General features: G+C 35.1%; 21 protein-coding genes. 9 read left to right on the forward strand and 12 right to left on the reverse strand.

All coding sequences use genetic code 11. The features are described from left to right. Nucleotides 1-18: 18 nt before the first annotated feature. Nucleotides 19-2,556 carry a phosphoenolpyruvate carboxylase gene (locus AYC65_RS08320; RefSeq protein WP_034867337.1) on the reverse strand — a complete coding sequence of 846 codons (2,538 nt, stop codon included), beginning with the start codon at nucleotides 2,554-2,556 and terminating at the stop codon, nucleotides 19-21. 371 nt (nucleotides 2,557-2,927) lie between these two features. Here AYC65_RS08320 and AYC65_RS08325 point away from each other — a divergent pair, with 371 nt between their 5' ends. The 6 genes from AYC65_RS08325 (at nucleotide 2,928) to AYC65_RS08350 (ending at nucleotide 7,763) form a co-directional block, all read left to right on the forward strand. After that, the gene (locus AYC65_RS08325; RefSeq protein ID WP_034867338.1) at nucleotides 2,928-3,461 is read left to right on the forward strand and encodes a GNAT family N-acetyltransferase; all 534 of its coding nucleotides are present in this window, start codon (nucleotides 2,928-2,930) and stop codon (nucleotides 3,459-3,461) included. Nucleotides 3,462-3,565: 104 nt separating this feature from the next. Beyond that, nucleotides 3,566-4,003 (forward strand): DUF6326 family protein, encoded by a 438-nt coding sequence (locus AYC65_RS08330; RefSeq protein ID WP_034867340.1) that lies wholly within the window; start codon nucleotides 3,566-3,568, stop codon nucleotides 4,001-4,003. 180 nt (nucleotides 4,004-4,183) lie between these two features. After that, on the forward strand, nucleotides 4,184-5,347 hold the full coding sequence (locus AYC65_RS08335; RefSeq protein WP_034867342.1) for an iron-containing alcohol dehydrogenase: 1,164 nt from the start codon (nucleotides 4,184-4,186) through the stop codon (nucleotides 5,345-5,347). Between the two features lie 5 nt (nucleotides 5,348-5,352). Beyond that, complete coding sequence (locus AYC65_RS08340; protein ID WP_034867343.1) at nucleotides 5,353-6,012, forward strand: GDSL-type esterase/lipase family protein; 660 nt, start codon at nucleotides 5,353-5,355, stop codon at nucleotides 6,010-6,012. Between the two features lie 54 nt (nucleotides 6,013-6,066). Further along, nucleotides 6,067-6,915 (forward strand): hypothetical protein, encoded by an 849-nt coding sequence (locus AYC65_RS08345; RefSeq protein WP_034867345.1) that lies wholly within the window; start codon nucleotides 6,067-6,069, stop codon nucleotides 6,913-6,915. A gap of 41 nt (nucleotides 6,916-6,956) precedes the next feature. Continuing rightward, on the forward strand, nucleotides 6,957-7,763 hold the full coding sequence (locus AYC65_RS08350) for a patatin-like phospholipase family protein (RefSeq protein ID WP_034867346.1): 807 nt from the start codon (nucleotides 6,957-6,959) through the stop codon (nucleotides 7,761-7,763). Between the two features lie 92 nt (nucleotides 7,764-7,855). Here the strand turns inward: AYC65_RS08350 and AYC65_RS08355 are convergent, their stop codons facing one another. The 3 genes from AYC65_RS08355 to AYC65_RS08365 all read right to left on the reverse strand — a co-directional run bounded on the left by AYC65_RS08355 (nucleotide 7,856) and on the right by AYC65_RS08365 (nucleotide 13,261). Next, nucleotides 7,856-9,202, reverse strand: coding sequence for a DEAD/DEAH box helicase (locus AYC65_RS08355; RefSeq protein ID WP_034867348.1), 1,347 nt, complete (start codon nucleotides 9,200-9,202; stop codon nucleotides 7,856-7,858). Between the two features lie 111 nt (nucleotides 9,203-9,313). Then, nucleotides 9,314-11,455 carry a TonB-dependent receptor gene (locus tag AYC65_RS08360; protein ID WP_034867350.1) on the reverse strand — a complete coding sequence of 714 codons (2,142 nt, stop codon included), beginning with the start codon at nucleotides 11,453-11,455 and terminating at the stop codon, nucleotides 9,314-9,316. 159 nt (nucleotides 11,456-11,614) lie between these two features. Next, nucleotides 11,615-13,261 (reverse strand): ABC1 kinase family protein, encoded by a 1,647-nt coding sequence (locus AYC65_RS08365; RefSeq protein ID WP_034867351.1) that lies wholly within the window; start codon nucleotides 13,259-13,261, stop codon nucleotides 11,615-11,617. A gap of 154 nt (nucleotides 13,262-13,415) precedes the next feature. Between AYC65_RS08365 and AYC65_RS08370 the strand changes: the two genes are divergently transcribed. Beyond that, entirely contained in the window at nucleotides 13,416-14,225 is an 810-nt protein-coding gene (locus AYC65_RS08370) for a helix-turn-helix domain-containing protein (protein WP_172953179.1), read from the forward strand. Nucleotides 14,226-14,309: 84 nt separating this feature from the next. Further along, a complete protein-coding gene (locus tag AYC65_RS08375; RefSeq protein WP_234300268.1) occupies nucleotides 14,310-15,740 on the forward strand; it encodes an MFS transporter in 1,431 nt (476 codons plus the stop codon). 19 nt (nucleotides 15,741-15,759) lie between these two features. Here the strand turns inward: AYC65_RS08375 and guaA are convergent, their stop codons facing one another. The 8 genes from guaA to AYC65_RS08415 form a co-directional block, all read right to left on the reverse strand. Next, nucleotides 15,760-17,289, reverse strand: coding sequence for a glutamine-hydrolyzing GMP synthase (gene guaA, locus AYC65_RS08380; RefSeq protein ID WP_034867354.1), 1,530 nt, complete (start codon nucleotides 17,287-17,289; stop codon nucleotides 15,760-15,762). A gap of 127 nt (nucleotides 17,290-17,416) precedes the next feature. After that, nucleotides 17,417-18,664 (reverse strand): phosphoribosylamine--glycine ligase, encoded by a 1,248-nt coding sequence (gene purD / locus AYC65_RS08385; RefSeq protein ID WP_034867356.1) that lies wholly within the window; start codon nucleotides 18,662-18,664, stop codon nucleotides 17,417-17,419. Nucleotides 18,665-18,788: 124 nt separating this feature from the next. Further along, a complete protein-coding gene (purH, locus tag AYC65_RS08390; protein WP_034867358.1) occupies nucleotides 18,789-20,303 on the reverse strand; it encodes a bifunctional phosphoribosylaminoimidazolecarboxamide formyltransferase/IMP cyclohydrolase in 1,515 nt (504 codons plus the stop codon). 200 nt (nucleotides 20,304-20,503) lie between these two features. Beyond that, the gene (locus AYC65_RS08395) at nucleotides 20,504-21,391 is read right to left on the reverse strand and encodes a tetratricopeptide repeat protein (protein WP_034867359.1); all 888 of its coding nucleotides are present in this window, start codon (nucleotides 21,389-21,391) and stop codon (nucleotides 20,504-20,506) included. A gap of 10 nt (nucleotides 21,392-21,401) precedes the next feature. Then, entirely contained in the window at nucleotides 21,402-21,965 is a 564-nt protein-coding gene (gene purN, locus AYC65_RS08400) for a phosphoribosylglycinamide formyltransferase (protein WP_034867361.1), read from the reverse strand. A gap of 78 nt (nucleotides 21,966-22,043) precedes the next feature. Further along, nucleotides 22,044-23,030 (reverse strand): phosphoribosylformylglycinamidine cyclo-ligase, encoded by a 987-nt coding sequence (gene purM, locus AYC65_RS08405; RefSeq protein ID WP_034867363.1) that lies wholly within the window; start codon nucleotides 23,028-23,030, stop codon nucleotides 22,044-22,046. Between the two features lie 275 nt (nucleotides 23,031-23,305). Beyond that, on the reverse strand, nucleotides 23,306-23,857 hold the full coding sequence (locus AYC65_RS08410) for an NADPH-dependent FMN reductase (protein WP_034867365.1): 552 nt from the start codon (nucleotides 23,855-23,857) through the stop codon (nucleotides 23,306-23,308). 107 nt (nucleotides 23,858-23,964) lie between these two features. Beyond that, nucleotides 23,965-24,693: a pirin family protein gene (locus AYC65_RS08415; RefSeq protein WP_034867366.1), complete on the reverse strand. Its 729-nt coding sequence runs from the start codon at nucleotides 24,691-24,693 to the stop codon at nucleotides 23,965-23,967. Between the two features lie 222 nt (nucleotides 24,694-24,915). Between AYC65_RS08415 and AYC65_RS08420 the strand changes: the two genes are divergently transcribed. Then, complete coding sequence (locus AYC65_RS08420; RefSeq protein WP_034867367.1) at nucleotides 24,916-25,719, forward strand: DUF3667 domain-containing protein; 804 nt, start codon at nucleotides 24,916-24,918, stop codon at nucleotides 25,717-25,719. The last annotated feature ends 49 nt before the right edge of the window (nucleotides 25,720-25,768 follow it).

Consider the following 25,768-nt stretch of genomic DNA (forward strand, 5'->3'; position numbering starts at 1 on the left):
TTGTTATTATATCAATATCTATGCTGAATTACGACTCGCATTAATATTTCCGAATAATGCCCTTGTGACAATTTTTTCATAGGTTTCTTTATGCGGATTCTCTTCTTTAATCTTTTGTAAAGCATATTGCTGAATCGTTAGCAACGGCAGCACAATATTTTCTCTCATTTTAATAGAACTCTTAGACAATGGTTCTTCCTCCATCAGAGATTTGTAATTGGCTATTTCCAATAACATTTCATGAGTCAGCAGGTATTCATTGTGCAGGATCTGCCAAAATTCACCAAATACTTTGTCATTACGCAGATAATAGGTCAGTGGAAAGTAAGTCTTGCTCATAGACATCATACTATTCTGAATAAGGGTCTTGAAGAACATAGATTCTCTGTATAGTTTTTTCAAATCTTCCAGTCTTCCCTCTTCTTTTAATCTTTGTAAAGCCGTACCCACTCCGAAGTATCCGGGTACATTTTGTTTTAGCAAACTCCATGATCCTACAAACGGGATTGCTCTCAGATCTTCGAATACCAGCTGACCGTCATTTCTCTTACTCGGACGGCTTCCGATATTGGTACGTCCATAATATTTCAGTGTACTAACCTCTTCCAGATAAGGCACAAAAAGAGGATGATCTTTCAGTGCTTTATATTTCTGGTAGCTAATTCCGGCAAGCTCATTTAGCAAAGCTCTTTCCCAATCTTTCAGATTTATTTTGTCCTGAGGAAAAATTTCATTTTCTAATCCTGCTGTAAGCAACTGCTCAAAGTTGAAAGTTGCCTGATCTTTCGTTCCAAAAACGCTGGTAATTGTTTGCCCCTGAATTGTTAATTCTATCTGGTGGTTGGCAATACTTTTCCCCTGCGCCGCATAAAACTGGTGTGTTTTCCCACCACCACGTGCAGGAGGCCCGCCTCTACCATCAAAGAATATAACTTTGATATCGTTTTCATCCGAAACCTTTGACAGTACTTCTTTGGTTGTATAAATATCCCAGTTTGCTTTTATATACCCGGCATCTTTTGTTCCGTCTGAAAATCCAAGCATAATAAATTGTCTGCCATTACGGCGATTCAGATGTTCTTTATATTGAGCAAGGTTATAAAGCCTGTTCATTGTTGCCTCTGCATTTTCAAAGCCTTCTATGGTTTCGAACAACGGAACAATATCTATTTTTATATCCTTATCGGCATAACCACAATATTTAAATAAGGCATAAACATTCAGAACATCATAAATAGAAGAACTGTCCGAAATAATATAACGGTGAATACTTTTCTCTCCATTTAGCTCCTGAATATCTTTTACCTGATAGATGTTTTTCAATGTATCCTTTACTATATCATCACTATAATTTTCAGGATTAACCTGTAAAGTAGTGTTGAGAAGCAGATTCAATTTTTCGTCTTCATTCAATGCATGGTAATCTTTACCAAACTCTTTTTCAAAAATCTGTTCCAGCGCTTTGTAATGGATTTTACTGTTCTGGCGAATGTCCAGCGAAGCGAAATAGATCCCAAATAAATCTATACGTCCTATCAGATCATCAATTTTATCAATAAACAATCCGTTATTATTTTCTTTTACTTCATGTCTTATATCCTGTAAAGCTTTTTTGAATTCTCCGGCAGTAAGGTCGTATTTGTTTTCGAAAATATTCTGATATACCCTTTCACTAATCTGTCTCAGCATTTCGGTAACTTTCGGGAAAGTAATTCTCTTGCGGAGTTTCTTCAGATGTTCATAATAACATTTAAGAATAGCAAGCCTTAATTCTGAAGATACACGTTGAGTAATTTCTGCGGTTACAAAAGGATTCCCGTCTCTGTCCCCTCCCGGCCAAAAGCCTAACTGGAATAAATGCGGATTTATGTGTGCATCGTCAAAAATCCGTTTGGTATCCCGGTACAACTCTCCCAGAGTATCATAATAAACATAGCGCAGATAATAGATAATACTCTGAGCCTCGTCATAAGGTGTTGGCTTTTCCTGATTGATAAATGACGTCATTCCCAACTGCTGCAGGAGCATATCGATATTGGTAACCGAATCTGTTTTTATAGCCTGATTCAGATCATGGAGAATGGATTGTACGGAATTAGAATAAAATTGTGTCGGGTGTGCTGTAAACACAACTTTAACACCAAACTGCTCCATTTTCTCTTTAATAATATTCAGTTTTCCTTGCTGGGATGCAACTTCGTACAAATTACGGACAGTTCCGGGATCAGTATTGGCATTTAGTGTAGAAAATGCCGAATCTTCAATACTGTCAAATAATACTACCTGTCTTTCTACATACTGGATAATACGGAACAGAAGATCTATTCGTTCCTCTTCAGTTTTCAGGTCTGTATGACTGTCGAAGAAATGTTTCATTACCTCCATTGGAGATTTTCCGTTTTCATAGCCTTCTTTACTCTCTTCATGGAGAAAAGGCAAGAGCATTCCGATATTGGTCATTTTATCGTATGGAAGGCTCATGAAAAGGCTATTATAGATCTGAAATTTGTTTTTTACAATTTGTCTGAATTTTTCTACTTGTTCATTGGTCTTCATTAACGTTATTAATTTTGGTTAAAAGTTAAGGCTTTTATTAGATTTTATAGTTTAAATATTTGCTAAATCTTCTTATTATAAATTTATTTATCCAAAAAATAGAATTATATAATTCCTGGCAAAATATTTAAGCCTACCAAATTTAGGCAACATTTAATTCTTTACAAAGAAAATAATTACCTTTGTAGCATGTCTAGCGCTAAGAAGATATCCGCATAATACATAACTTCTGACATTTCTGTCGGGGTTATGGCAATTTCTGTTTTTCAGACTTCCCAGTCTGAAGATTTCTAATTATTATATCTTAACAAACATTTAACCTGTTAACTTTTAATTGACTGGTAAATGATTTTAAAATTTTAAAAATCAAAATGAATATCCTTTTTAGACAAGAAAATAAAGACGACTATACAGCTGTATTTCATGTGATTCAAAGAGCATTTGAAAAAGAAGAAATGAGTGATCACAGCGAGCAATACTTAGTAGAAAGACTAAGAAATTCCGAGGCTTTTATTCCGGAACTTTCTATTGTTGCGGAGATAAATCAAAATATTATAGGACATATCTTACTCACCCGGATTAAAGTCGTAAATAACGAAAACAAGCAATCTGAGTCCCTGGCATTAGCTCCAGTCTCGGTACTACCAGAATATCAGGGTAAAGGTATTGGCGGAAAGCTAATAGAAACCGCCCATAAAAAAGCTAAGGAGTTAGGTTTCGGATCTGTAATTTTATTAGGTCATGAGAATTACTATCCCCGATTCGGTTATGAGATGGCAAAAAAATATGGAATTAAATTACCTTTTGATGTACCTGATGAAAACTGTATGGCTATAGAGCTTATAAAAGGCTCTTTAGAGGGAGTTGAAGGAACAGTTGTTTATCCTAAGGCTTTTTTCGAATAATAAAACATCTTAATTTATGATACTGCCAGTGCTTTTGCATTGGCTTTTTTTATGATGCAACTGTAACCAAATAAACCAATAGCTGTCTTACTAAAAAGCTTAGTATGAATACTCACACACCTCGCAAAACCAATTTGGAAGATTCAAAGATTGATGTAAAGATTAAACTGGCTGCATTATGGACTTCTGTTACATTATGTTATTTATATGGAGATTACTTTGAACTCTACATTCCCGGAAAAGTTAAAGAACTTATTGATGGGCACAATCTTCTCAATGATCCTCAGAAATTATTCGGAGCTAGTCTATTATTAGCTATTCCGGCTGTTATGGTCGGATTATCTGTTATTTTGAAACCAAAACTCAACAGATTATTTAATCTTATTTTCGGAACACTTTTCACCTTGATTATGCTGCTTATTGCCATTACTTCTTTGGATTCATGGAGAATGTTTTATGTATTTCTGGCATTAACAGAAAGCGCTATTACGATTCTGATTGTTTTATATGCATGGAAATGGCCTAAGCAGAAATTAAGTTAAGCAAGGAGAACAATTTATTTAGTATAACGAATATAAATTTATGGAATATTCTATTTTTAGAACTCCTCCTTTTTTCATTATTTATATAGATTTTATAAGTCTGAATATTCGCAAAATTCAACATAATCTGATTTACTGCGTTAAAATAAAGCCCTACATTTGTTAGGTAAAATCAATCCTATGCTAAATTTTAAATATAAAAATCCAACCAAAATTATTTTTGGAAAGGGTGAAATCGCTTCACTTGGAAAAGAGATTCCTTCAGATGCTAAAATTCTTCTGTTATACGGAGGTGGCAGTATTAAAAAGAATGGCGTATATCAACAGGTAAAAGATACTCTGGTAAATCATCAGGTAGAAGAATTCGGAGGTATTCCTGCTAATCCGGAATATGAGGTACTGATGGAAGCTTTGCAAGTTATTAAAGAAAAGAATATTACTTACCTTCTTGCTGTTGGTGGCGGATCTGTTATTGACGGAACCAAATATCTTGCTGCTGCTGCAAAATACAATGGAGAGCCTTGGGATATTCTTAGAAATTCGGTAAGAACTATGGAAGGACAGGCTTTACCTTTCGCTACGGTATTAACTTTACCTGCTACAGGTTCGGAAATGAATTCCGGCTATGTTATTTCAAGAAGAGCTACTCAGGAAAAATTATCTTCTGGTGGACCAGGATTATTCCCGCAGGTTTCTGTTCTTGACCCTGAGGTTATTCGCTCTATTCCGAAAAATCAGATTGCCAATGGTATTACCGATGCATACACTCATGTAATGGAACAATACATGACCTACCCTATTGGGGCTACATTACAGGATAGATTTGCAGAAAGTATTTTGCAGTCTTTACAAGAAATTGCGCCTAAGGTTATGCAGGAAGAATTTGATTATACAGCTGCAGGTGATTTTATGTGGAGCTGTACTATGGCACTTAATGGGCTGATCCAGCAAGGTGTTCCTTCAGATTGGGCTGTACACGCTATGGGACACGAACTTACAGCATACTACGGTATAGATCATGCACGTACATTAGCTATTATTGCACCTAGCCATTACCGTTATAATCTGGAGTCTAAAAAAGAAAAGTTAGCTCAATACGGAGAAAGAGTATGGAATATCACGGAGGGAACAACGGAAGAGAAAGCATTAAAAGCTATTGAAAGAATGGAGGAATTCTTCCACTCCTTGGGAATATTAACCAAACTTTCAGAATATACAGAGGTATATAATGGAACTGCAGAAAAAGTTGAAAGCGCATTTATCAGCAGAAACCTAAATGGTATCGGAGAACACAAAAAATTAACACCTTCCGATGCTAAGAAAATTGTTGAAATGAGCTATTAGGAAATATGAAGAAATTAAGAATGATATTTGCGTTTGTAGTACTACTATCAATAACACTACAAGCACAGGAAAAAAGAATGTTCTGGCACGACATTCAGGAATTCAAAAAAAGGGATAGCGTAAACGGAATTCCTCAAAATGCTATATTATTTATCGGAAGCTCTACTTTCACCAAGTGGACAGATATTGCTAAATACTTCCCTCAGAAGACCATTATTAACAGAGGTTTTGGAGGTTCAAGACTTTCTGATCTGAATTACTTTGCAGATGATCTTCTGAAGCCATATCACCCTAAGCAAATTGTTGTTTATTGTGGAGATAATGATTTCGTATCGGAGGACAAGCCTTCTGTAGATATAGTGGTTGCAAGATTTAAAACTTTCTACGGTAAAATAAGACAGTATTATCCTAAAATTAATGTGTCTTACATTTCCATTAAGCACTCGCCTTCCAGAGAAGACTACTGGCCACAAATGCAGCAGGCTAATAAGGAAATAAAAGCTTTCTTAAAAAGTCAGAAAAACACATCATACATTGATATTACCAAAGTAATGAATGATAAAAATGGTGTTATTAGAAAGGATATATTTCTGGATGACATGCTCCATATGAAACCTTCGGGTTATGCTATATGGGAAAAAGCGATAGCGCCCTACTTAAAATAATTACAAATGCTCCTGTCAGGAGCATTTTTATTTATATTTTTGCGAAAAATTTATATGACTAAAAATCTATTTTATCTTATTCCAATTTTCATCTTATTATTTTCCTGCCGTAACAGTGACAATGAATCTGATATTAAGAATGAGCAGGAATTCCTTGTTAAGAGACTTAATCCGATATTTTCCCCTGAGGGATATAATATATCAGCCTCCGGTCCGGGAGTAAACAGTTATTTTGAATTTGAATATGACTCAAAGAACAGAATAACAAAAAGAATTGGGTCAGTTTTACAGCTATCTACATACAGTTATGTGTTTACCGATAGGATAGCTATAATTATAAAATACAATAACTCATCTGCCTCTATAAAAAAAATTGATATAAAAGATCCTAATTCTACTATAATTGATATTGAAGAAAATATTCTATTTAACAATAATAACCAGATTATAGAAAAAAATATTCCCAGTCTGAATCATAATTCCAAATATGATAAAAGAATAAAGTATTTTTATAATAATAAAACTCTAATAAAAAGAGAAACAACATACCCTAACAAATTATTTAATACTTTGGAACCTTGGGAATACATTGAAACTATTGTTGAAGATTATATATATGATTCAAACAGTAATCTTCAGAAAATAGTAACAACCAGCCACAAAACCGGAAGCATAAATTCAGTAGATAAGATTAAAGAAATAACTTTTGGGAATTATGATACCAGTAAAAACCCATTTACAAAGCTGGGTATTCTCAATGACTATTTTGAAAGGAGTTTGTCTAAAAACAATTTCAGATCAAGAACAGAAATCAGTTATAATATAGAGGGCAACCCATATAAAGGATCAGAAAACACATGGAATTACCCTTATGATTCTAGTGGCAATTTAATTCTGGAATAATATTTTAATGCAATATACAGAAGCATTATAAAATCAAAGTTATGGAAGTCAACAAAAATATATCTTTAGTCCTTTCCGGTGGTGGCGCCAGAGGCCTAGCCCATATAGGTGTTATCGAAGAACTGGAGAGACAAAACTTTAAAATAAACAGTATTGTTGGTACTTCTATGGGAGCTTTAGTTGGAGGAATATATGCCATGGGCAAACTTCAGGAGTTTAAAGAATGGATAGTAAAGCTTAACCGCTATAGCTTTCTGAGACTTATAGATTTTTCATTCAAGAACGGAGGCTTTATTAAAGGTGAAAAAATCTTAAATATCCTAAGTCTAGCCATACCCGGAGAAAATATTGAAGACCTTAAAATTCCGTTTGCATGTCTAGCGACAGACATACAGGCACATCAACCTGTTTATATTAATTCAGGTAATATCTATGATGCTATAAGGGCTTCTATAGCTATACCCTCTGTTTTTACGCCGGTTATAAGAGATAATATGGTTTTGGTAGACGGTGGTGTTCTGAATAATATTCCGATTGATTATGCAATAAAAACGAATCCGGAAGATAAAATTCTTGCGGTAAACGTTAATGCCAGAATTCCTTTTGAAGGAAAAGCACTTCCTACGCCGTCATCTAAGCTGGGAATGCTGAGACTGACGAACCGGACTATATCTTTAATGATTGAAACCATTGGTAACTTTAATCTTAAAGAACATGCTCCTGATTTTATGATTAATATTTCCCGTTATTCCTGCGAATTATATGAATTCTATAAGGCTCAGAGCCAAATTGAATATGGCAGAAAATGTGCTCGGGAGCAGCTGAAAAATTATTTTTCGCAGCACTAAAGAAACATCAGAGATTTTCAGTTAATATATTCCCGAATCTCCAAATATAAAAACCGTGTAAATTTCTTACACGGTTTTTATTTGAGCTGTTATTATCTCTTATTTCTTTTGGCTTTTTGTTTCTGCTGATTTCTGTTAGCAGGCTTTGTTTTAGGTGGTTTTCTTTTAGTAGGTCCACCAAGGTTAATCTTTTTATTCTTATCCTTCTTCTCATGAAAAGCTCCACCACCCTGCGTAATATCCGGTGCCTTTGTAGGGTTCTTCATTTTGACCTCTTCCTTCTCAGATTCGATCTTTTTAGGATTAATCGTTACTTCCTCAGGGAAATCGATAAATTGAAGCTCTTTGTTCATTAAAACTTCGATCTCCAATAGCAAAGCTTCTTCTTTTTTAGTAATGAAGGAAATTGCTGTACCATCCTTATCAGCACGACCTGTACGACCTATACGGTGAATATATTGTTCCGGAACCTCTGGAACTTCGAAATTGAATACATGGGTAATATCTGAAATATCTAGACCACGTGCCATTACGTCTGTTGTAATAAGACCTCGCACTTCGGCATCTTCAAATTTACGCATGGCTCTTAGCCTGTAGTTTTGAGATTTATTAGAGTGGATTACATCAAACTGATCCGGATACAACTCGTCTAATGTATTGAAAAGATAATCTGCATGCTTCTTATTATTAGCAAAAACCAAAACTTTAGACATGCTTTCATCACTTTCCAAAAGATGCTTTAACAAGTTGATTTTAGTATTGAAGTTTTCGACCTTATATCCCTGCTGAGTAATTTTTTCTAGCGGAGTCCCGGATTTTGCTAAGCTTATTTCTTCAGGACCATTAAAATATTCATCCAGCATCGTATCAACAGCTTCCGTCATCGTTGCAGAGAATAGTATATTTTGTCTCTTCTGACGCATAACTTCAAAGATATGAGTTAACTGTGGGCGGAATCCTAAGTTCAGCATTTCATCGAACTCATCAATAACAAGATGGCGTACATCTTTTAGGCTTATTGCATTATCTATTGCTAAATCCAATACCCGGCCTGGTGTTCCTACCAAAATATCACAGCCATTATCAAACAATAATTTCTGTGTATTGATATTTTTACCACCATAAATACCTATAACACGAGCTGTCATGTTTTCGGTTAAGTTTTCAAGTATTTCCGTAACCTGTACAACAAGCTCACGAGTAGGTACTAAAACCAATACTGTCGGGTTGTCGGCTTTGGAATATTTCCACATTTTGAGAACTGGTAACAAATAAGCCAGGGTTTTACCTGTACCAGTTTGTGCAATCCCCATAACGTCGCGTCCCGACAAAATAGGTTTAAAGCTCTTCAGCTGAATAGGAGTTGGTACAGTTATTCCGTTTTGCTCTAATGCCGAAAAAAGATTTTTCGGTAATTCGAAATCCTCAAATGTTATCATCCTGCAAAGATATGAATCAGTATATGAAAACCGAAATTTTAGCACTAAGTTTCTCGTTTCACTATTTCTACGCCCATATACTGATTGCAATATCAGCTTTTATTAATCAATTTAATATCTGAAACTCAGTGTCAATGTATAATATCTTCCGTTACCTCTGACATATTCAGCATCTCTTGCAGTGTACATGGATGTAGGGGTAAAATAAGTTTTATCAAACAGGTTTTCTACTCCCAACCCTAACATTATAAACTGATTAAATTTATAACTTCCCTGAAAATTGAACAGATTGAAAGATTCCACAGGTCCTTCACCTTCTTCATATTTCCCGGATTTATCTGGAGAAAACCGATCCCTTTTGAATGAGTGCATATGATATACACCCAAATTCAATTTTTTATCATCTGATATCCATTTAACATAAGAATTTAGTCTTGGCGGAGCAATCCTTAATCCACTCAGATACTTTTGATAGGTATTATCATTATTTACATCTACTTTACCTTCCTGATAAGTATAATTCACCCCTATATTCAATCCTTTTGTCGGATAAATATTCATGACAAGATCTACTCCGCTAATATATTGTGGTGCCCGCAATGGTGTCCAAAAACCATTCACAGAAACTAAATCAGCTCCAAGCTTAGAGTAATTATAAAAATAACTTGCAGAAAAGTCTATAATTTTCCCTATTTTACTATTGAAACCTATTTCATAGCTGTCTACTTCAACGGGTTCTGTATTAATTTCGTTTAGCACATTGCTTTTAGCATCTCTTAATACACGCCCAAGATCATAAATATTAAATCCTCTGGAATAAGAAGTGAAAGGCTGGAAATAGCTAAAGGCAGTATAACTAAGTCCGGCATTGTATGAGAAATTTTTATACTTCAGACTTCCTCCCTGTACATTAAAAGCACTGTCTTTTCCGGAAGGAAGCGTTGTATAATCCGGAACTTTTATATTCATTAAATCCCAGCGGCTTCCCATTTTTACTGTTAAATCTTCTGTAAGATATAGTTTACTTTGTATAAAAGGTGCAAACGCCATCATATTCAACTCAGGAACCCATACTCTGCCATCTACTAATGGCTGTGTAGTATGTTCATTCAGTAAATCAATACCATAAGTAAGAGAAGCTTTTAATATACCGTCTTTTCTGAATTCTGTATTAAAGTCGGTACGAAAGCCATATTTCTTTTCCAGAATTGCAGATTGGCCACCTGTTTTCCAACGAGGTGCTTCTCTGTAGTCGTAAATTGTATAAAAGTCTTGAAAATAAACGGATGCATTGAATGATGTATTACGAAATATAGAAGTATTGGTATATTTCAAATAAGCGTTATGATTATATTTAGTTCCTTCTTTTACACCAAGACCCTCTCCTATTTTACCCGTTGATGGTCTTTCACCATACTTTCCTTTGTCCAGGATATATTTGGAATCCTGCAAACTGGAATAGTAGTTATACATCAATTCTATTCTGCTTTTATCATTGAAGGAATAACCCAATTTTGCAAAGGCGTTATTCACTTTTGTTTCACCAAGTCCATATCTGGGGTTTTGGACTAAACCTTCTCCATCTATCTTAACGCCATTCTCTGTGAAAGTTCCATTTACCAGATAATCAAATTTGCCCAGCTTTCCATAAAAACTCTGTGACACTCTATATCCAGCTCCTCCTTCGGATTTAAACATCTTGTTATTGAATAATTCATGCCCCGTAAATCCCAAGACAGTTTTTCCAGATATTGGCTTTTTTGAATTATCTTTTTGAGTTATATAATTAATAATCCCTCCTTCTGCACCATTTCCATAAATAGATGTAGCTCCTTTAACAACTTCAATTCTCTCAAGTACAGAAGGATCTATACTTCTGATCTCTCTGTCGTTATTCCGGAGTGGGCTGGATTGTGGAATTCCGTCTATCATTATCAATACATTTCTCCCCCGCAATGTTTGTCCTCTGTTTCCGACCAGATTATTTCCAAATGCTAATCCGGGAACCTGATAAGCAAGGATATTACTAAGGTCCGGAGAAATTGCAGCTTGTTCTTCAATTTCTTTACGGTTGATAATGTGTACTGTTGATGCTGTTTTTTTTATTATCTCTGGTGTTCTGGTTGCTGTTATAATGACTTCATCAAGCCTTCCTTGTTTAACAGAATCATTTACTTTAATAACATTTTTCTGAGCTTTTACAATTCCCGATACAAGGAATACACTCCCTAAGCATAGTAGTGTTTTTTTCATTTAGTAGTAGTGTGTAATTATTTTTATTTAGAATAAACAAATTTAACACTTTTCAAATAAAACCCTGCTTTGGAAGCATCAACAGAAGATTTTCTATAATAAAGAGTATTGAAAAAATTCAGAATAAAATAAAATATAACAGAAATTAACCTTCTGTAATTATCTTTTTCTTAATATTCTTAGGACCAGAATAAAAATGATAATGATATTAATCACAATACCAATAATACCCAATACTGAAATATTACCAACCAATGGCTCTGCCTTCCCTACCCACAAAATAGCTGTAGCAACCATATTGGCACAAAGGATAAGTGCAAGAATAAGATCTTGAAACCCTCTTTGTATAATATTATTGGTCTTAGGAAGGTTTTTAACTTCTGTATTTAAGATAAGGCTTCCTTCATTCGCTTTCAATAAAACACTACTAATTTCGCGGGGTAATACGTCAATATGCTCAGTAATCTCTTCTACTCTTTTTATTCCCTTGTTATAAAGATAGCCAGGGCTGATGCGCTTCAACATAATCTTCTTTACATAAGGCTCTATACTTTTTACTAAATCCATATTGGGATTTATTTTTCGCCCTACACTTTCTATAAGACTTATCCCACGTACCAGAAGATAAAAATATTCGGGCATATTGACTTTGTTTTCCATCAGAATAGCGCGCAGCTTATTCAGAATAAAGCCTGCATCAATATTTTCCAGAGATGCACTATGTACAAAATCTAATACCTCCTGAAGATCATTTTCCAGCTTACGTTCATCTTTAATATCTATTTCAACAGCCATTTTTTTTATGACTTCAATAAGTTTTCTAGGTCTTTTCGAAATGAAATTGATGATAAAATTTTCTAATAATTCCTTATCCTGAGGAAAAATAGTTCCTGTTGCTCCAAGATCTATAAAAACAACTCTCCCATCCGGCTTTACTAAAATATTCCCAGCATGCGGATCTGCATGAAAGAAGCCATAATCCAGAATTTGAGCAAGAAATAACTGAAGCCCTCTGTCAGCAATAATCTCAGGGTTCAGCTCATAGCTCTTTAATCCTTCCAGATCTGTAACTTTTACCCCGTCTATGAATTCCATACAAAGTACCTCGTTATTACTCAGTTCTTCATAAACTTTGGGAACATAAGTGTTCTTATTATTTTTAAAGTTAAAAGCAAACTTCTGGATATTCTCTTTTTCCTGTACCAAGGAAAGTTCAGTAAGCAATGATTTTTCAAACGTAGCAATTGCTTTATTCAGATCCAGATGCTGAGCAAATTCAAAATAAGTATTGAGAATTTTTGCCAGATCTTTCATGAGTAATAAATCATCTTCAATAACTTCCTGAATTCCCTGTCTCTTTACTTTTAATACTACAGGACTTCCATCTTTCAATATACCTTTATAAACCTGCGCAATTGAAGCAGAAGCAATAGGTTTCCTGTCTAAAGACTGGAATATATCTAAAATATTAATACTCAGCTGTTCTTCCAGTACGGAATCAAGATCAAGATCCTGTACTTCTACCCTGTCTTGTAGGTTTTGTAGTTCAGCAATCATTTCTTTAGGAAGCATATCTTCCCGGTTACTGAAAGCCTGACCTATTTTAACAAAGGAGGGGCCTAATTCTTCTAATGCCATACGAATACGTTCGTATACAGTATTCTGTGTATTCGACTCATCAGAGAAATTTGTTTTCTGATCATTCTGCCCTCCAATTCTGGACACAATATCTTTAAAACCGTATTTAGCAAGAACCGAGATAAGGCGGCTTGTGCGTTTTAGCTTTCTCTGTTGTTTGTTTAGCATTACAATAATTTTGTTCTAGTTAATCAAAAATTATTCCTCTTCAACTCTCATATAAAATAAATACAGTCTGGAAATTCTAAAACATCATATTACATTCTGTATATTTTGTAAGTTTGCTGTGTCTTACTAAAAGCAAATAGCTGAAGTTGAAATTATGGATTGCGAGATAAAATATTCAGAGGAAAATGATAATTTACGAACCGCTTCACCTGTAAAAAATAATTATTACACTATACTTATCTGTTGCAAAGGCTTTGCACATGTACAAATTGGGTATCATGAATTTGAATTAAATCCAGGCGCTATTGCAATTTTGGAACCAGATCTGATATTCTCAATACAGAATCTATCCGCTGATCTAAAGGTTCAGCAAATATTTTTCAAGAAAAACTTTCTTCAGAAAATGTTTTTTAAAGAAGATATCATCAATGAACTCCTTTCTTTAAACCCAAAATACCCACCAGTATATGATTTAAATGATCATTCTGAATCGGTAGCTACAAAATTTACGCAAATAAAAAATGAGTTGGAGTCTAAGCATGCATATCACCAGGATATGGTCAGACTTATTCTTACAGAAATATTGTATGAATATAACAGAGCCTGTGAATATTGTCTTTTAGGATTTGAGAAAAATATGAATAGAAACTACCAGCTAACTTATGAATTTAAAAAACTGGTTGATGAGCATTTCACTCAATGGAACTCAGTCAGTGCCTATGCTTCACACATAGGAATTTCAGCTAAACATCTCAGTGAAGTCATAAAAGAAGAAACTGGAAATACAGCTCTGCAAATTATTCATGAAAGGCTTTTACTGGAAAGTCAATATCTTTTGAAACATACCACCCTCTCCATAAAAGAATGCGCCTATATTCTGGGATTCGATACTGCATCTTATTTTTCTCGTTTTTTCAAAAATCATATGATGTGCTCACCTGCTGATTACAGACATAGTCCGTAAAATTTGAACTTTTTACCGAGATTTTGATATTGATGTCCTTTTCATTCATTTTCATCTTTGCATAATAAATTTAACAAGATCGAAATGAATAATTCAAACAACGAAAATATGGACATTCAAAATGCTGGTTGGGGAGCTCTCTTTTCTAACGGAAACGGATTAAAAGCAACTGTTCTGGCATTAGGTGTAATGCTTCATGCTACAAATGTTTATTTAGCAACTACGATTATGCCCTCTATTATAAAAGAAATTGGAGGATTAGAATATTACGCTTGGAATACTACTATATTCGTTGTTGCATCTGTTATTGGTTCTGTTATTTCGGCAAATAAAATTGCAAAGTTAGGACCACTAAAAGCCTATCAGACGGGTATTATTATTTTTTCTATCGGAACCTTAATTTGTTCTCTGGCACCCGCAATGCATATTCTTATATTTGGCAGATTTGTGCAAGGCCTTGGTGGAGGTTTGCTATTCGCTCTGTCTTATGCCATGATTAGACTCATATTCAATAAAAATCTGTGGCCTCGTGCTATGGCTCTTGTTTCAGGAATGTGGGGTGTTGCTGCTTTTTCAGGACCTTTTCTTGGAGGTATCTTTGCCGAATATAAAAGTTGGAGATGGGCTTTTGGTTCTTTATTAATTATTTGTCTTTTCATATTCATCGTTGCAAGTATTGTTTTGCCGAAAGAAAAGAATGCTAAAAATATTCCACTGGTTCCTTATACCAAATTACTATTGCTTTGTTTGGCTGCATTAGCTGTATCTATAGGAAGTGTTCCTAAAAATGTCTATGCAAATATTGCTGGTGTCACGATTTCTGTATTATTTCTAATCTTACTCGTTATAGCAGAAAGCAAGCAAAAGACACGCTTGCTTCCCTCCGGAGGATATAAAATATCTTTTCCTCTCGGTTCAAAATACGCTATCATGGCTCTTTTAACTATTGCAACTGCTATTGAGATTTATGTACCTTATTTTGCACAAATTATATACAAATTTACACCTTTAGAATCTGGATACCTAACTGTCTTAGTCGCTGCTGGATGGACTTTATCATCAATAATATTCTCCGGATACAAAGGACATTCTGTTAACAGACTTATATATACAGGCTCCTTTATAATGTTTATCGGCCTATTTGGCCTTTGCTACAACTCATTAAACAGTGCCCTATCACCTGTTATAAATATAAGTCTTAACTGTATCTTTTTATTAGCCATCGGAATGGGTATAGGAATGGGATGGCCACATCTGTTAACTGGTGTATTCTCTTTATCTCCGGTTGGTGAAGAGGATCTTACATCAGCATCTGTAACAACAGTACAGTTAATGGCTACAACATTTGGAGCTGCACTGGCAGGGTTGGTAACCAATATCGGAGGAATCTCAAGTCCTGGAGGTATTATCGGAGCAGAGAGTGCATCTATTTATCTTTATGGATTCTTTTCCATAACGCCATTGATAGCGCTCTTTATACTTTATTTTTCAAAAAAAGAAAAGGACAGATTCTAAACCTGTCCTTTTCTTTATATTATTCCCACTCGATTGTTGCAGGTGGTTTGCTTGAAATATCGTAAGCAACACGGTTAATGCCTCTTACCTCATTGATAATTCTGTTGGAAACAGTTTCCAGGAATTCATAAGGAAGCTTGCTCCATGTAGCCGTCATAAAGTCTATTGTATTAGCAGAACGTACAACAGCTGTATATTCATAAGTTCTCTCATCACCCATTACTCCTACAGATTTTACAGGAAGTAATACTACGAAAGCCTGAGATACTTTTTCGTACAGATCATTTTTGTACAATTCCTCGATGAAGATATCATCAGCTTCCTGAAGGATTCTTACTTTCTCTACATCTACTGCTCCAAGAACACGGATACCTAATCCAGGACCTGGAAACGGGTGTCTGTATACCAAGTGGTGAGGAATACCTAGTTCCTCTCCTACTCTTCTTACTTCGTCTTTGAATAGCTCTCTTAGCGGTTCTAGTAATTCGAAATCCATTTCCTCTGGAAGACCACCAACATTGTGGTGAGACTTGATTACTGCAGAAGGTCCTTTTACAGACTGAGATTCGATAACATCAGGATAGATAGTTCCCTGTGCTAAGAATTTTGCACCTTCAATTTTATGAGATTCTTCATCGAAAACAGCGATAAACTCGTTTCCGATAATCTTTCTTTTTTGTTCAGGATCATCAACACCAGCCAGCTTAGACAAGAATCTGTCTGCAGCATCTACCAGTTTAATGTTCATGTGGAAATGCTGTCCGTAGTTTTCCATTACTTTCTTCGCCTCATCTTTTCTCAGAAGCCCTGTATCTACAAAAATACAAGTCAACTGATCCCCGATAGCTTTATGGATAAGTACTGCTGCTACAGAAGAATCTACACCTCCTGAAAGTCCAAGGATTACTTTCTGGCTGCCTACTTTTTCTTTAATCTCAGCAACTGTTCTTTCAATATAATTAGTCAGTTTCCAGCTTCTTTCAGATTGGCAGATGTTCAGAACAAAGTTCTCCAGCATCTTGCTTCCTTCCTCTGTGTGAGAAACTTCAGGGTGGAACTGAACAGTAAAGATTTTTTTATCTTCATTTGCCATTCCGGCAATAACACCGGATTTAGCAACGATATCGAATCCTTGAGGAGCAGTTTCTACTTCGTCAAAATGGCTCATCCATGCTATAGATCTTTCTTTTACTCCGTCGAATAAAGAACATGCTTTTACAATCTCCAATTCAGCTTTTCCATATTCTCCTTTTACACCTTTAGCAACTTTACCTCCTAAAAGGTGAGCTGTTAACTGCATTCCATAGCAAATCCCTAAAACAGGAATTCCTAATTCGAAAATTTCTTTTGAAACCAAATGTGCATCTTCTGCATTTACAGAAGAAGGTCCTCCTGAAAGAATAATACCGAAAGGATTTCTTTCTTTAATTTCTTCCAATGGCGTGTAGTAAGGGATGATTTCAGAATACACTCCCATCTCTCTTACTCTTCTTCCGATTAACTGGTTGTATTGTGAACCGAAGTCTAAAATAATAATTCCTCTTTCCATAAAAATTAAGGTAACAATTTAGCAATGTACATCATATAACAATCAATTATTGGTAAACTGGTACATTGATAAATTCGTTGATATTTATTAAAAGCCCCTAAACTTTCGCTCAGGGGTTATGTTTGTTTTATTTCTTTTGCTCGAACAAGCCTATATCGTGTCTGTAGAAGCCGTAGTCGAAAGAAACCTTTTTAATGTTGTCATAAGCCTGCTTTCTGGCATCATCATAAGTTTCTCCAAATCCTACAACATTTACAACTCTGCCGCCTGTTGTATAATAGCTGTTTCCGCCTTTTCTGGCACCTGCAAGAAGACAAAGTGTATCAACTTTATCAGTTCCTTTTATTTCAAGACCAGTTTCGATATTTCTTGGATATCCTCCGGAAACCATTACCACACATACCGCTTTTTTATCAGCAAATTTTAGTTCTACCGGTTTTCCTTCCATACAGTCATTGATAACATCCACAAGGCTGTTTTCCATTAGAGGCAAAATAACCTGAGTTTCAGGATCTCCTAAACGCATGTTGTATTCCAAAAGGTAACTTCCTTCTGCAGTAACCATTAATCCGAAGAAAATAAATCCTTTGAAACTAAGGTTCTCCTGCTTAAGACCTTTCAGCGTTGGCAGCATAATATTTCTTTCGAAATCTGCATAGTGCATCCCGTTGAATTCAGGACTTGGTGCTACAGTACCCATACCACCGGTATTCATACCTTCATCACCTTCTCCTACTTTCTTGTAATCTTTTACAGGAATACAAGGGAATAACTCTTCACCGTTAGAGAAACAGATAATAGAAGCTTCAAATCCTTGTAAAAATTCTTCAATAACCAGCTTAATCCCGGCATCACCGTGAATTCTTCTGATCATGAAATCATGAATAACAGCATCTGCTTCTTCAAGAGTTTCACAGATTACTACTCCTTTACCACCTGCTAAACCGCTAGCCTTTATTACTAACGGAAATTTGTGATCTTTAACATAATCTAAAGCATCCTGGTATACTTCAAAAACCTGAGCCTTTGCAGTTTTAATACCATGATCCTGCATAAATCTCTTAGAGAAAGCTTTAGAACCTTCTAATGAAGCCGCTTTAGCATTTGGTCCAAAAATTTTAAGACCTGCTGCTTTAAACTCATCTACGATTCCTTCCACTAAAGGTGCTTCAGGACCAACAATTGTTAAATCAACTTTTTCTCTTGTTGCAAATTCTACCAGTTCCGGGATAGAATCTTCATATATATTCTCACCATATTCTTCGGTTGAAGCGTTTCCTCTTGCAAAGAATATTTTTTTAACTTTCGGATCTTGTTTAAGTTTCCATCCAATTGCAGCCTCACGACCTCCGGTACCAACGACTAATACTCGCATATTTTAGCTATATGTTTTTTTATTTAAATCTTAAAAATTTGTGCTTTACTTTGTAGCAAGTGTCAAAGATAGCATAAAAACTATTTTTTTCAAAAAAATAGAAAGTTAATTCCTGTTAATTGAATTAATGGAAAAAGTGACGCATCCCGGTAAATAACATTGGGATTTCATGCTCATTTGCAGCCTGAATACTTTCTTCATCACGCATAGATCCACCTGGCTGAATGATAGCTTTGATCCCCTCTGCAGCACAGAAATCTACAACGTCTCTGAACGGGAAGAAAGCATCTGAAGCCAACACCAATTCGCCACCGAATTTTGCTTTTGCTCTTTCTACTGCATGTTGTGTAGCCCAGATACGGTTAACCTGTCCGCCACCAATTCCTAAAGCCTGCTGACCATTGGAAACAACTATTGCGTTAGATTTTACATATTTCACAACTCTCTGTGAGAAGATCAATGCTTTTCTCTGCTCATCTGTAGGTTGTTTTTCAGTTACAACATTGATGTCTTCAGAAAACTCATCATCAGCATTCTGTACCAGCATACCACCATCAATTTTCACCCAAACCTGCTTATCAGAAACCGGATGTTTGATTTTGATAACACGAAGATTTTTCTTTTTGTTAAGGATTTCTAAAGCATCAGCATCAAAATCCGGTGCCATAACAATCTCTAAGAAAGTTTCGTTTAATGCAGTCGCTGTAGCAGCATCTACTTTAAAGTTCATCCCTACGATTCCACCAAAAATGGAAACAGGATCACACTCAAATGTTTTTCTGTATGTTTCTTCTGGTGTTGTGCCTACAGCTACTCCACAAGGTGTAGAATGCTTCACAGCGCAACAAGCCATTTCTTCTTTGAATTCATTTACCACTTTCCAGCAAAGATCCATATCTCTCAGGTTATTGAAAGAAAGCTCTTTTCCGCCTAACTGTTCGAAATCTTTCATCGCTCCTTTCTCTACTGTAGAAACATAGTAGGCCGCAGATTGATGTGGATTTTCACCGTAACGAAGGTTCGCTACTTTTTTGAATGAAGCATTCAGATAGTTAGGATATTCTTCATCCAAAAGCATTTTGGAAATTGCTGCATCATACGCCGCAGTAAGGTTGAATACCTTCCCTGCTAACATCTTACGCGTTTCCAGTTGAGTATTTCCGGAAGTTTCAATTTCTTCCTGAATTTTTGAATAATCACCGGCATCGGTAATTACAGTAACATCAAAGAATCCTTTAGCTGCAGAACGCAACATAGAGGGTCCGCCTATATCGATAAATTCTACTTTTTCTTCTAAAGAAATTTCTTTATCAGCATTTTCAAAAAACGGATATAGGTTAACAATTACCATATCGATTAAGCCAATTCCGTGCTCCTGAACAGTTTTCATGTGCTCTTCGTTAGAACGAATTGCTAAAATACCTCCGTGTACTTTTGGGTGCAGCGTTTTTACTCTTCCGTCCAGCATCTCCGGAAAGTTAGTTACTTCATCAATCTGAACAGGGCTAAGTCCTGCATCTTTCAGATGCTTAAAGGTTCCTCCTGTTGAGATCAGCTCATAATTGTTTTTTTCCAAAAACCTGGCAAAATCGATTAGACCGCTTTTGTCAGAAACACTAATTAATGCTCTTTTTTTCATTTCTTTCTTTACTTTTTGTACTAATCTTACTTAAGGATTAGCATTTGGAAAATCTGCAACAATTATTTCCTTTCCCAAATAATTGTTACAAACGTTCCCGTTTTCATTTTTTAACTTTTAATTTGAAGCTATGCCTCCATTCATTTTACTTTTTACAGCTATTTCACAACTGCATTTACCGGGTCTTTCAGTTCCGGATTTTATTTACTTTCCTTTTTCTTTATTATTTCAGCCTGGATAGCATCTAAATTACGGAAGGCTTTCTCTGTATCTCCCCCCATTTTATTTTTAGAAATTTCGATCCATTTACTTGCTTCGTCATATTTCCCTTTGGAGAAATACATATATACAAGATTGTAAAGAATTTCGTTTTTATTTTTTTGATTTTTAAAATCAAATGCTAGTTTGGCAAGTTCTTCTGCCGTTTTCCAATCCTCTGTATGAACTGCTGTATAAGCAGCTTCTTTAACTATTAATTCATTAGTATCAAATCCTTTAGCTATAGCCTCTTTTCCAATTCTAGCCGCATCAGGATATTGTTTTAATGCATTATAGGAGAACATTAATTCAAAATAAACATCTTTTGTACGATAGTTATTATTGTATAATTTTTGTAAAATTTCTAGCGCCATATCTGGTCTATTAGCCCCATTCAGACTACTTGCTCTTCGCAATTTTGCTTCATTTTCAGAAAGATTCATAGAATAACCTTTCAGCCAGGATGGTACAACATCTATTTTTAAATCATTCAATCTCTTATCAGACAGTATAGCTAAAAAAGGTGAAAAATTTCCAATCCTTGTTATCATCATAGATCCTTTATTATCAAGAGATGATAATTGAAATTCATTATTTGAATAACTTAACTCTCCTCCATATCTAAAAGAATATCCTCCTCCACTTTCATCATAGTAAACAAATCCTAATGTAAAAGGTTTATCTTTATCTGTATCTTTAGGTTTTATTATAACCCAATGATTTTCTGCATCAACGGCATTTTTATTAAAGATAATATCTTCGGGTAGCTTTATCTGCCCAGTAAGACTTACTCCTATAAGAGTGGCGAAAAAGATAATATTCTTAATCATATGAATAGATTTATTTATTCAATACTTTCTCAATAGCTAAAGGAAAAATATCATATTCTATCTGGTGAACTTTACCAGCGATATCTTCCGGCGTATCATTTTCTTCAACAGTAATCTTTCCCTGCAGAATAACTTCTCCTTCATCTACTCCTGTGGTTACAAAATGTACAGTAGCTCCGGATTCTGTTTCTCCTGCTTCTTTAACAGCATTGTGCACATGCATACCCCACATTCCTTTTCCTCCGAATTTTGGAAGCAAAGATGGGTGAACATTAATCATTTTGCCTTCCCACTTTTCACAAAACTCCTGTGTAAGAACGGATAAAAATCCAGCCAGTACAATAAGTGATGTATCTTCAGGAATTACAGTATCTAGTTTCTGGCAAAAATCCTTTCCTCTTTTAATTAATTGAAAAGGGATTCCGGCATCTTCAGCTCTTTTTAGTCCGTAACAATCACGGTCAGCTACTACAAGGCTTATTTCTGCATTCTGGATTTCTTTATCAGCAATAGCTTTTATAATCCTTTGCAAATTAGTTCCTGAGCCTGATACCAGTATTACTATTTTTTTCATTTTCAAATGTAGCAATGTAGTAATGCAACAATGTCCTTTATTGGTATATTGTCACATTATTATATTGGTAAATTATTTTTAGATTAATTGGATTTTCTCAGCGTTCTCTGTAATTTCACCTACAAGGTAAGCATCAGGTAAAAGCGCTAAAGCTTTCTGTGCATCAGCTTCTGTAAGGACAACCACCATACCTACTCCCATGTTGAATGTTCCATACATTTCTTCACGTGCTATGTTTCCTCTTTTTTCAAGTTCCAACATAATAGACGGAATTCTGATTTCTTTTGTTTCAACACTTGCACAAAGTCCTTCAGGAATAATTCTTGGAATATTTTCGTACAATCCTCCACCAGTAATGTGAGCAATACCATGGATCTCCATTTCATTCATCAGTTTCTGAATGCTTTGGTAATATAATCTTGTAGGTACCAATAATGTTTCGTGAATAGGCTTTCCTTCGAAATCTTCATTGAAGTCAGGGAATACTTTTCTTACCAGAGAGAAACCATTAGAGTGGAATCCTGAACTTGGTAAAGCAATAATTTTGTCTCCGGCTTTGATTTTAGAACCGTCAATAACCTGATCTTTCTCTACAATACCTACACAGAAACCTGCTACATCATAATCTCCAGGATTATACATTCCCGGCATTTCAGCAGTTTCACCACCAATAAGGGCACATTGATTGTCTTTACAAGCTTCCACCATTCCCAGTACGATTTCAGCTGCTACATCGGCATCTAATTTTCCACAAGCTAAGTAGTCTAAGAAGAATAAAGGTTTTGCACCGTGGCATACTATATCATTAGCACACATCGCGAAACAATCGATTCCTATAGAACCGTATTGTTTGGTATCCAATGCTATTTTCAGTTTGGTACCAACTCCATCTGTACCACTTACCAGTACCGGGTTTTTGTAACCACCAATTTCATAAAAAGCACCAAAGCTTCCAAGATTGTTCAGCACGTTCGGGTTATGTGTTTCACTAACGGCCTTTTTTATCTTGTCCACCGTTTTGTACCCTTCTTCTTTGTCAACTCCTGCGGATTTGTAGGTATTCATTTTTAGTTTTTATTATTTAGTGAATAAAATTACAATTTTAAAATTGATCTGAAGTTTTGATTCTCAATTTGTTTTATCAAAAAACGTAAATAAAAAAGCCGACAAACTTTTGGAGTCTGTCGGCCATTATTTATCTCAAATTTAAAGGGCACACCGAGTTGTCTTTTCCTATTGTCCGGGATGACTGATGCTTTTCTTTAAATTGCTTTATGATCTTCACTTCTGAATTTTGATTTGCAAATTTAATAAAATTTACTTTAAAATCCTATTAGAATTTATGCATTTACTTTTGCAGCGAATTCCTCTTTTATTTTAGCAATCTTATGCTCTAATTCCTTAGCTTTTTCAGCATCCAGAATACCTTTCTCAGCATCGAAATTATCTTTGAATTTAGGCAATGAGAAAGTCTCTACAATGTTTGCTCCACTATGCGGAAAACGCGCAGTTGCTGCAGCCAATACGTTCGCACCACCTTTAGGTCCAGGTGCTGTAGCCATTAAGAAGACATCTTTATCTCCCCAGTGTGGTCTTCCCGGAATACGGGATACCCAGTCGAAAACATTCTTGAAAGCTACAGAATAGCTGCTGTTATGCTCTGCCAAAGACATGATTACTAAATCTGCGCTATCAATTTTCTCAGCAAAATTCTTTGCTTCCTGAGGAACTCCGGATTGTTGTTCTCTATGAACTCCATAGATAGGCATTTCATAATCATTAAGATCTAAAAGCTCTACGTCATTACTATCAAATTGTTTTGTAACGTACTCTACCAATACCTTATTAATTGATGCCGGAGAATTGGTTCCTGCAAAAGCTACTATTTTCATTTATTTCTAATATTATTTTTAGTTGTTGTTGAAAACGAGCCATGGTCACTTCTTTTATAGCAATATGATTTCCGGCTCATTTATATCTTATCTTTATTGAGTTTAAATTAATGTGCAAAATTAGGCAAATTCATAGGAACATCTATAATCAAAAGTTCAGAATTTTCTGTTGCTTCTATATTGAATTTATCTGTATCCCAAATTCCAAATGCATCACGGGTGTTCAATACCTGATCTCCAATTTTCACCTGACCGTTTAATACAAACACATAAGCACCATTTCCTTCTCTGTGGATAGGATATTCTTTACTGAATCCTTTGTCAAAGTTTGCTAAATTGAACCATGCATCCTGATGAATCCATACACCTTCGTCATCTGCGTTAGGGGACAAAATCTGTTGAAAATCATTTTTCTTATAACCTTCGGAAACATCAACCTGATCATAACGTGGTGTTACATTTTCTTTGTTAGGAAAAATCCATATCTGCAGAAATTTTACTGCTTTATCTGCGTTAGCATTCATTTCACTATGCATTACACCAGTACCGGCAGACATTACCTGAATATCTCCTTTTTTTATGATTCCTGCACTTCCCATATTATCTCCATGCTTCAAGTCTCCTTCTAACGGAATAGAAATAATCTCCATATTGTTATGCGGGTGCTTACCAAAGCCCATACCACCTTCCACATAGTCATCGTTTAAAACTCTCAGCGTTCCAAAATTTACTCTTTCAGGGTTAAAGTAACCTGCAAAACTAAAACTGTGTGCACTTTTTAACCAACCGTGATCTGCGAATCCTCTGCTGTTTGCACTGTGATATACTGTTTTCATATGTTTATGTTTATTTTTTCTTATGCAAATTTACGCTACTACCAAGATGAATGAATTGATGTAAGATAAGTAAATAAGCGAATCAATATATTTCATATATTCGTGAGAAATTAGGATTATATAACTAAATCGAATAATAATATGATAAAACCTCTATTAATTACATCTTTTACTGTGAAATCAAAATGTTTCGGCAGATATAAACAAAAAATTCAGTAAAAGATGGAGAGTATTCTAGAAAACTGCAGCAGTTGCGGTACAGCTGTTAACGGAAACTATTGTACTGAATGTGGACAGAAAAAATTCAAAAGAATTGACCACACTTATGTGTTTGATGAAGTTAAAAGTTTTGCCTACTATACCGAAAAAGGATTTTTCTATTCCGTTAAAAATATCATATTAAACCCCGGAAAGACGGCCAGAAAATTTCTGGAGGGCGACAGAATACACCATTACAAACCTTTCGCTCTTACCATGGTACTCAGTGGTATTTCGATATTATTATCCAGCTTCCTTAATATAAAGGACATCATGGAGAATGCAATAAAGGCTTCTAATCAAAATGTATCCGATAGATTTGTTGATGCATATTCCACCGGGTTCCTCTCCTATTTCTCCTTTATTATGCTGGCTTTAATACCATTCTTTTCTCTTCTTACCAGGATAGCGTTTAGAAAATGGGGACAAAATTATTACGAGCACCTGGTCATGAATGCCTATTTCCAGTGTTTTTATACCATTGCGCTCATTATTATTTTTGATCCTATTTTTTATTTCTTACAGAATGACCCGATAACAATTAGTAAAATCTCTACTTTATCGTATTTAATTGTTCCAATATTACTTTTTTGGTTCTATAAGGGCTTTTATTCAGAGAAAAGTACAAAAAGTATTATTGGCCGTTTATTTATTTTTTACCTGCTACAGATTGCAGCTATAATTGTCATCTTTATCGGATTGCTTTTAATAGGTTTCCTTATTGGTAAATTTAACCCTGAATTGATACAGGGAATGATAAAGAAATAGAGTTCTATTACTTCTAAACACCCAATAAAATAAAGACCTATGATATTTG

Source organism: Elizabethkingia bruuniana (assembly GCF_002024805.1).
In the GTDB taxonomy this organism is placed as follows: domain Bacteria; phylum Bacteroidota; class Bacteroidia; order Flavobacteriales; family Weeksellaceae; genus Elizabethkingia; species Elizabethkingia bruuniana.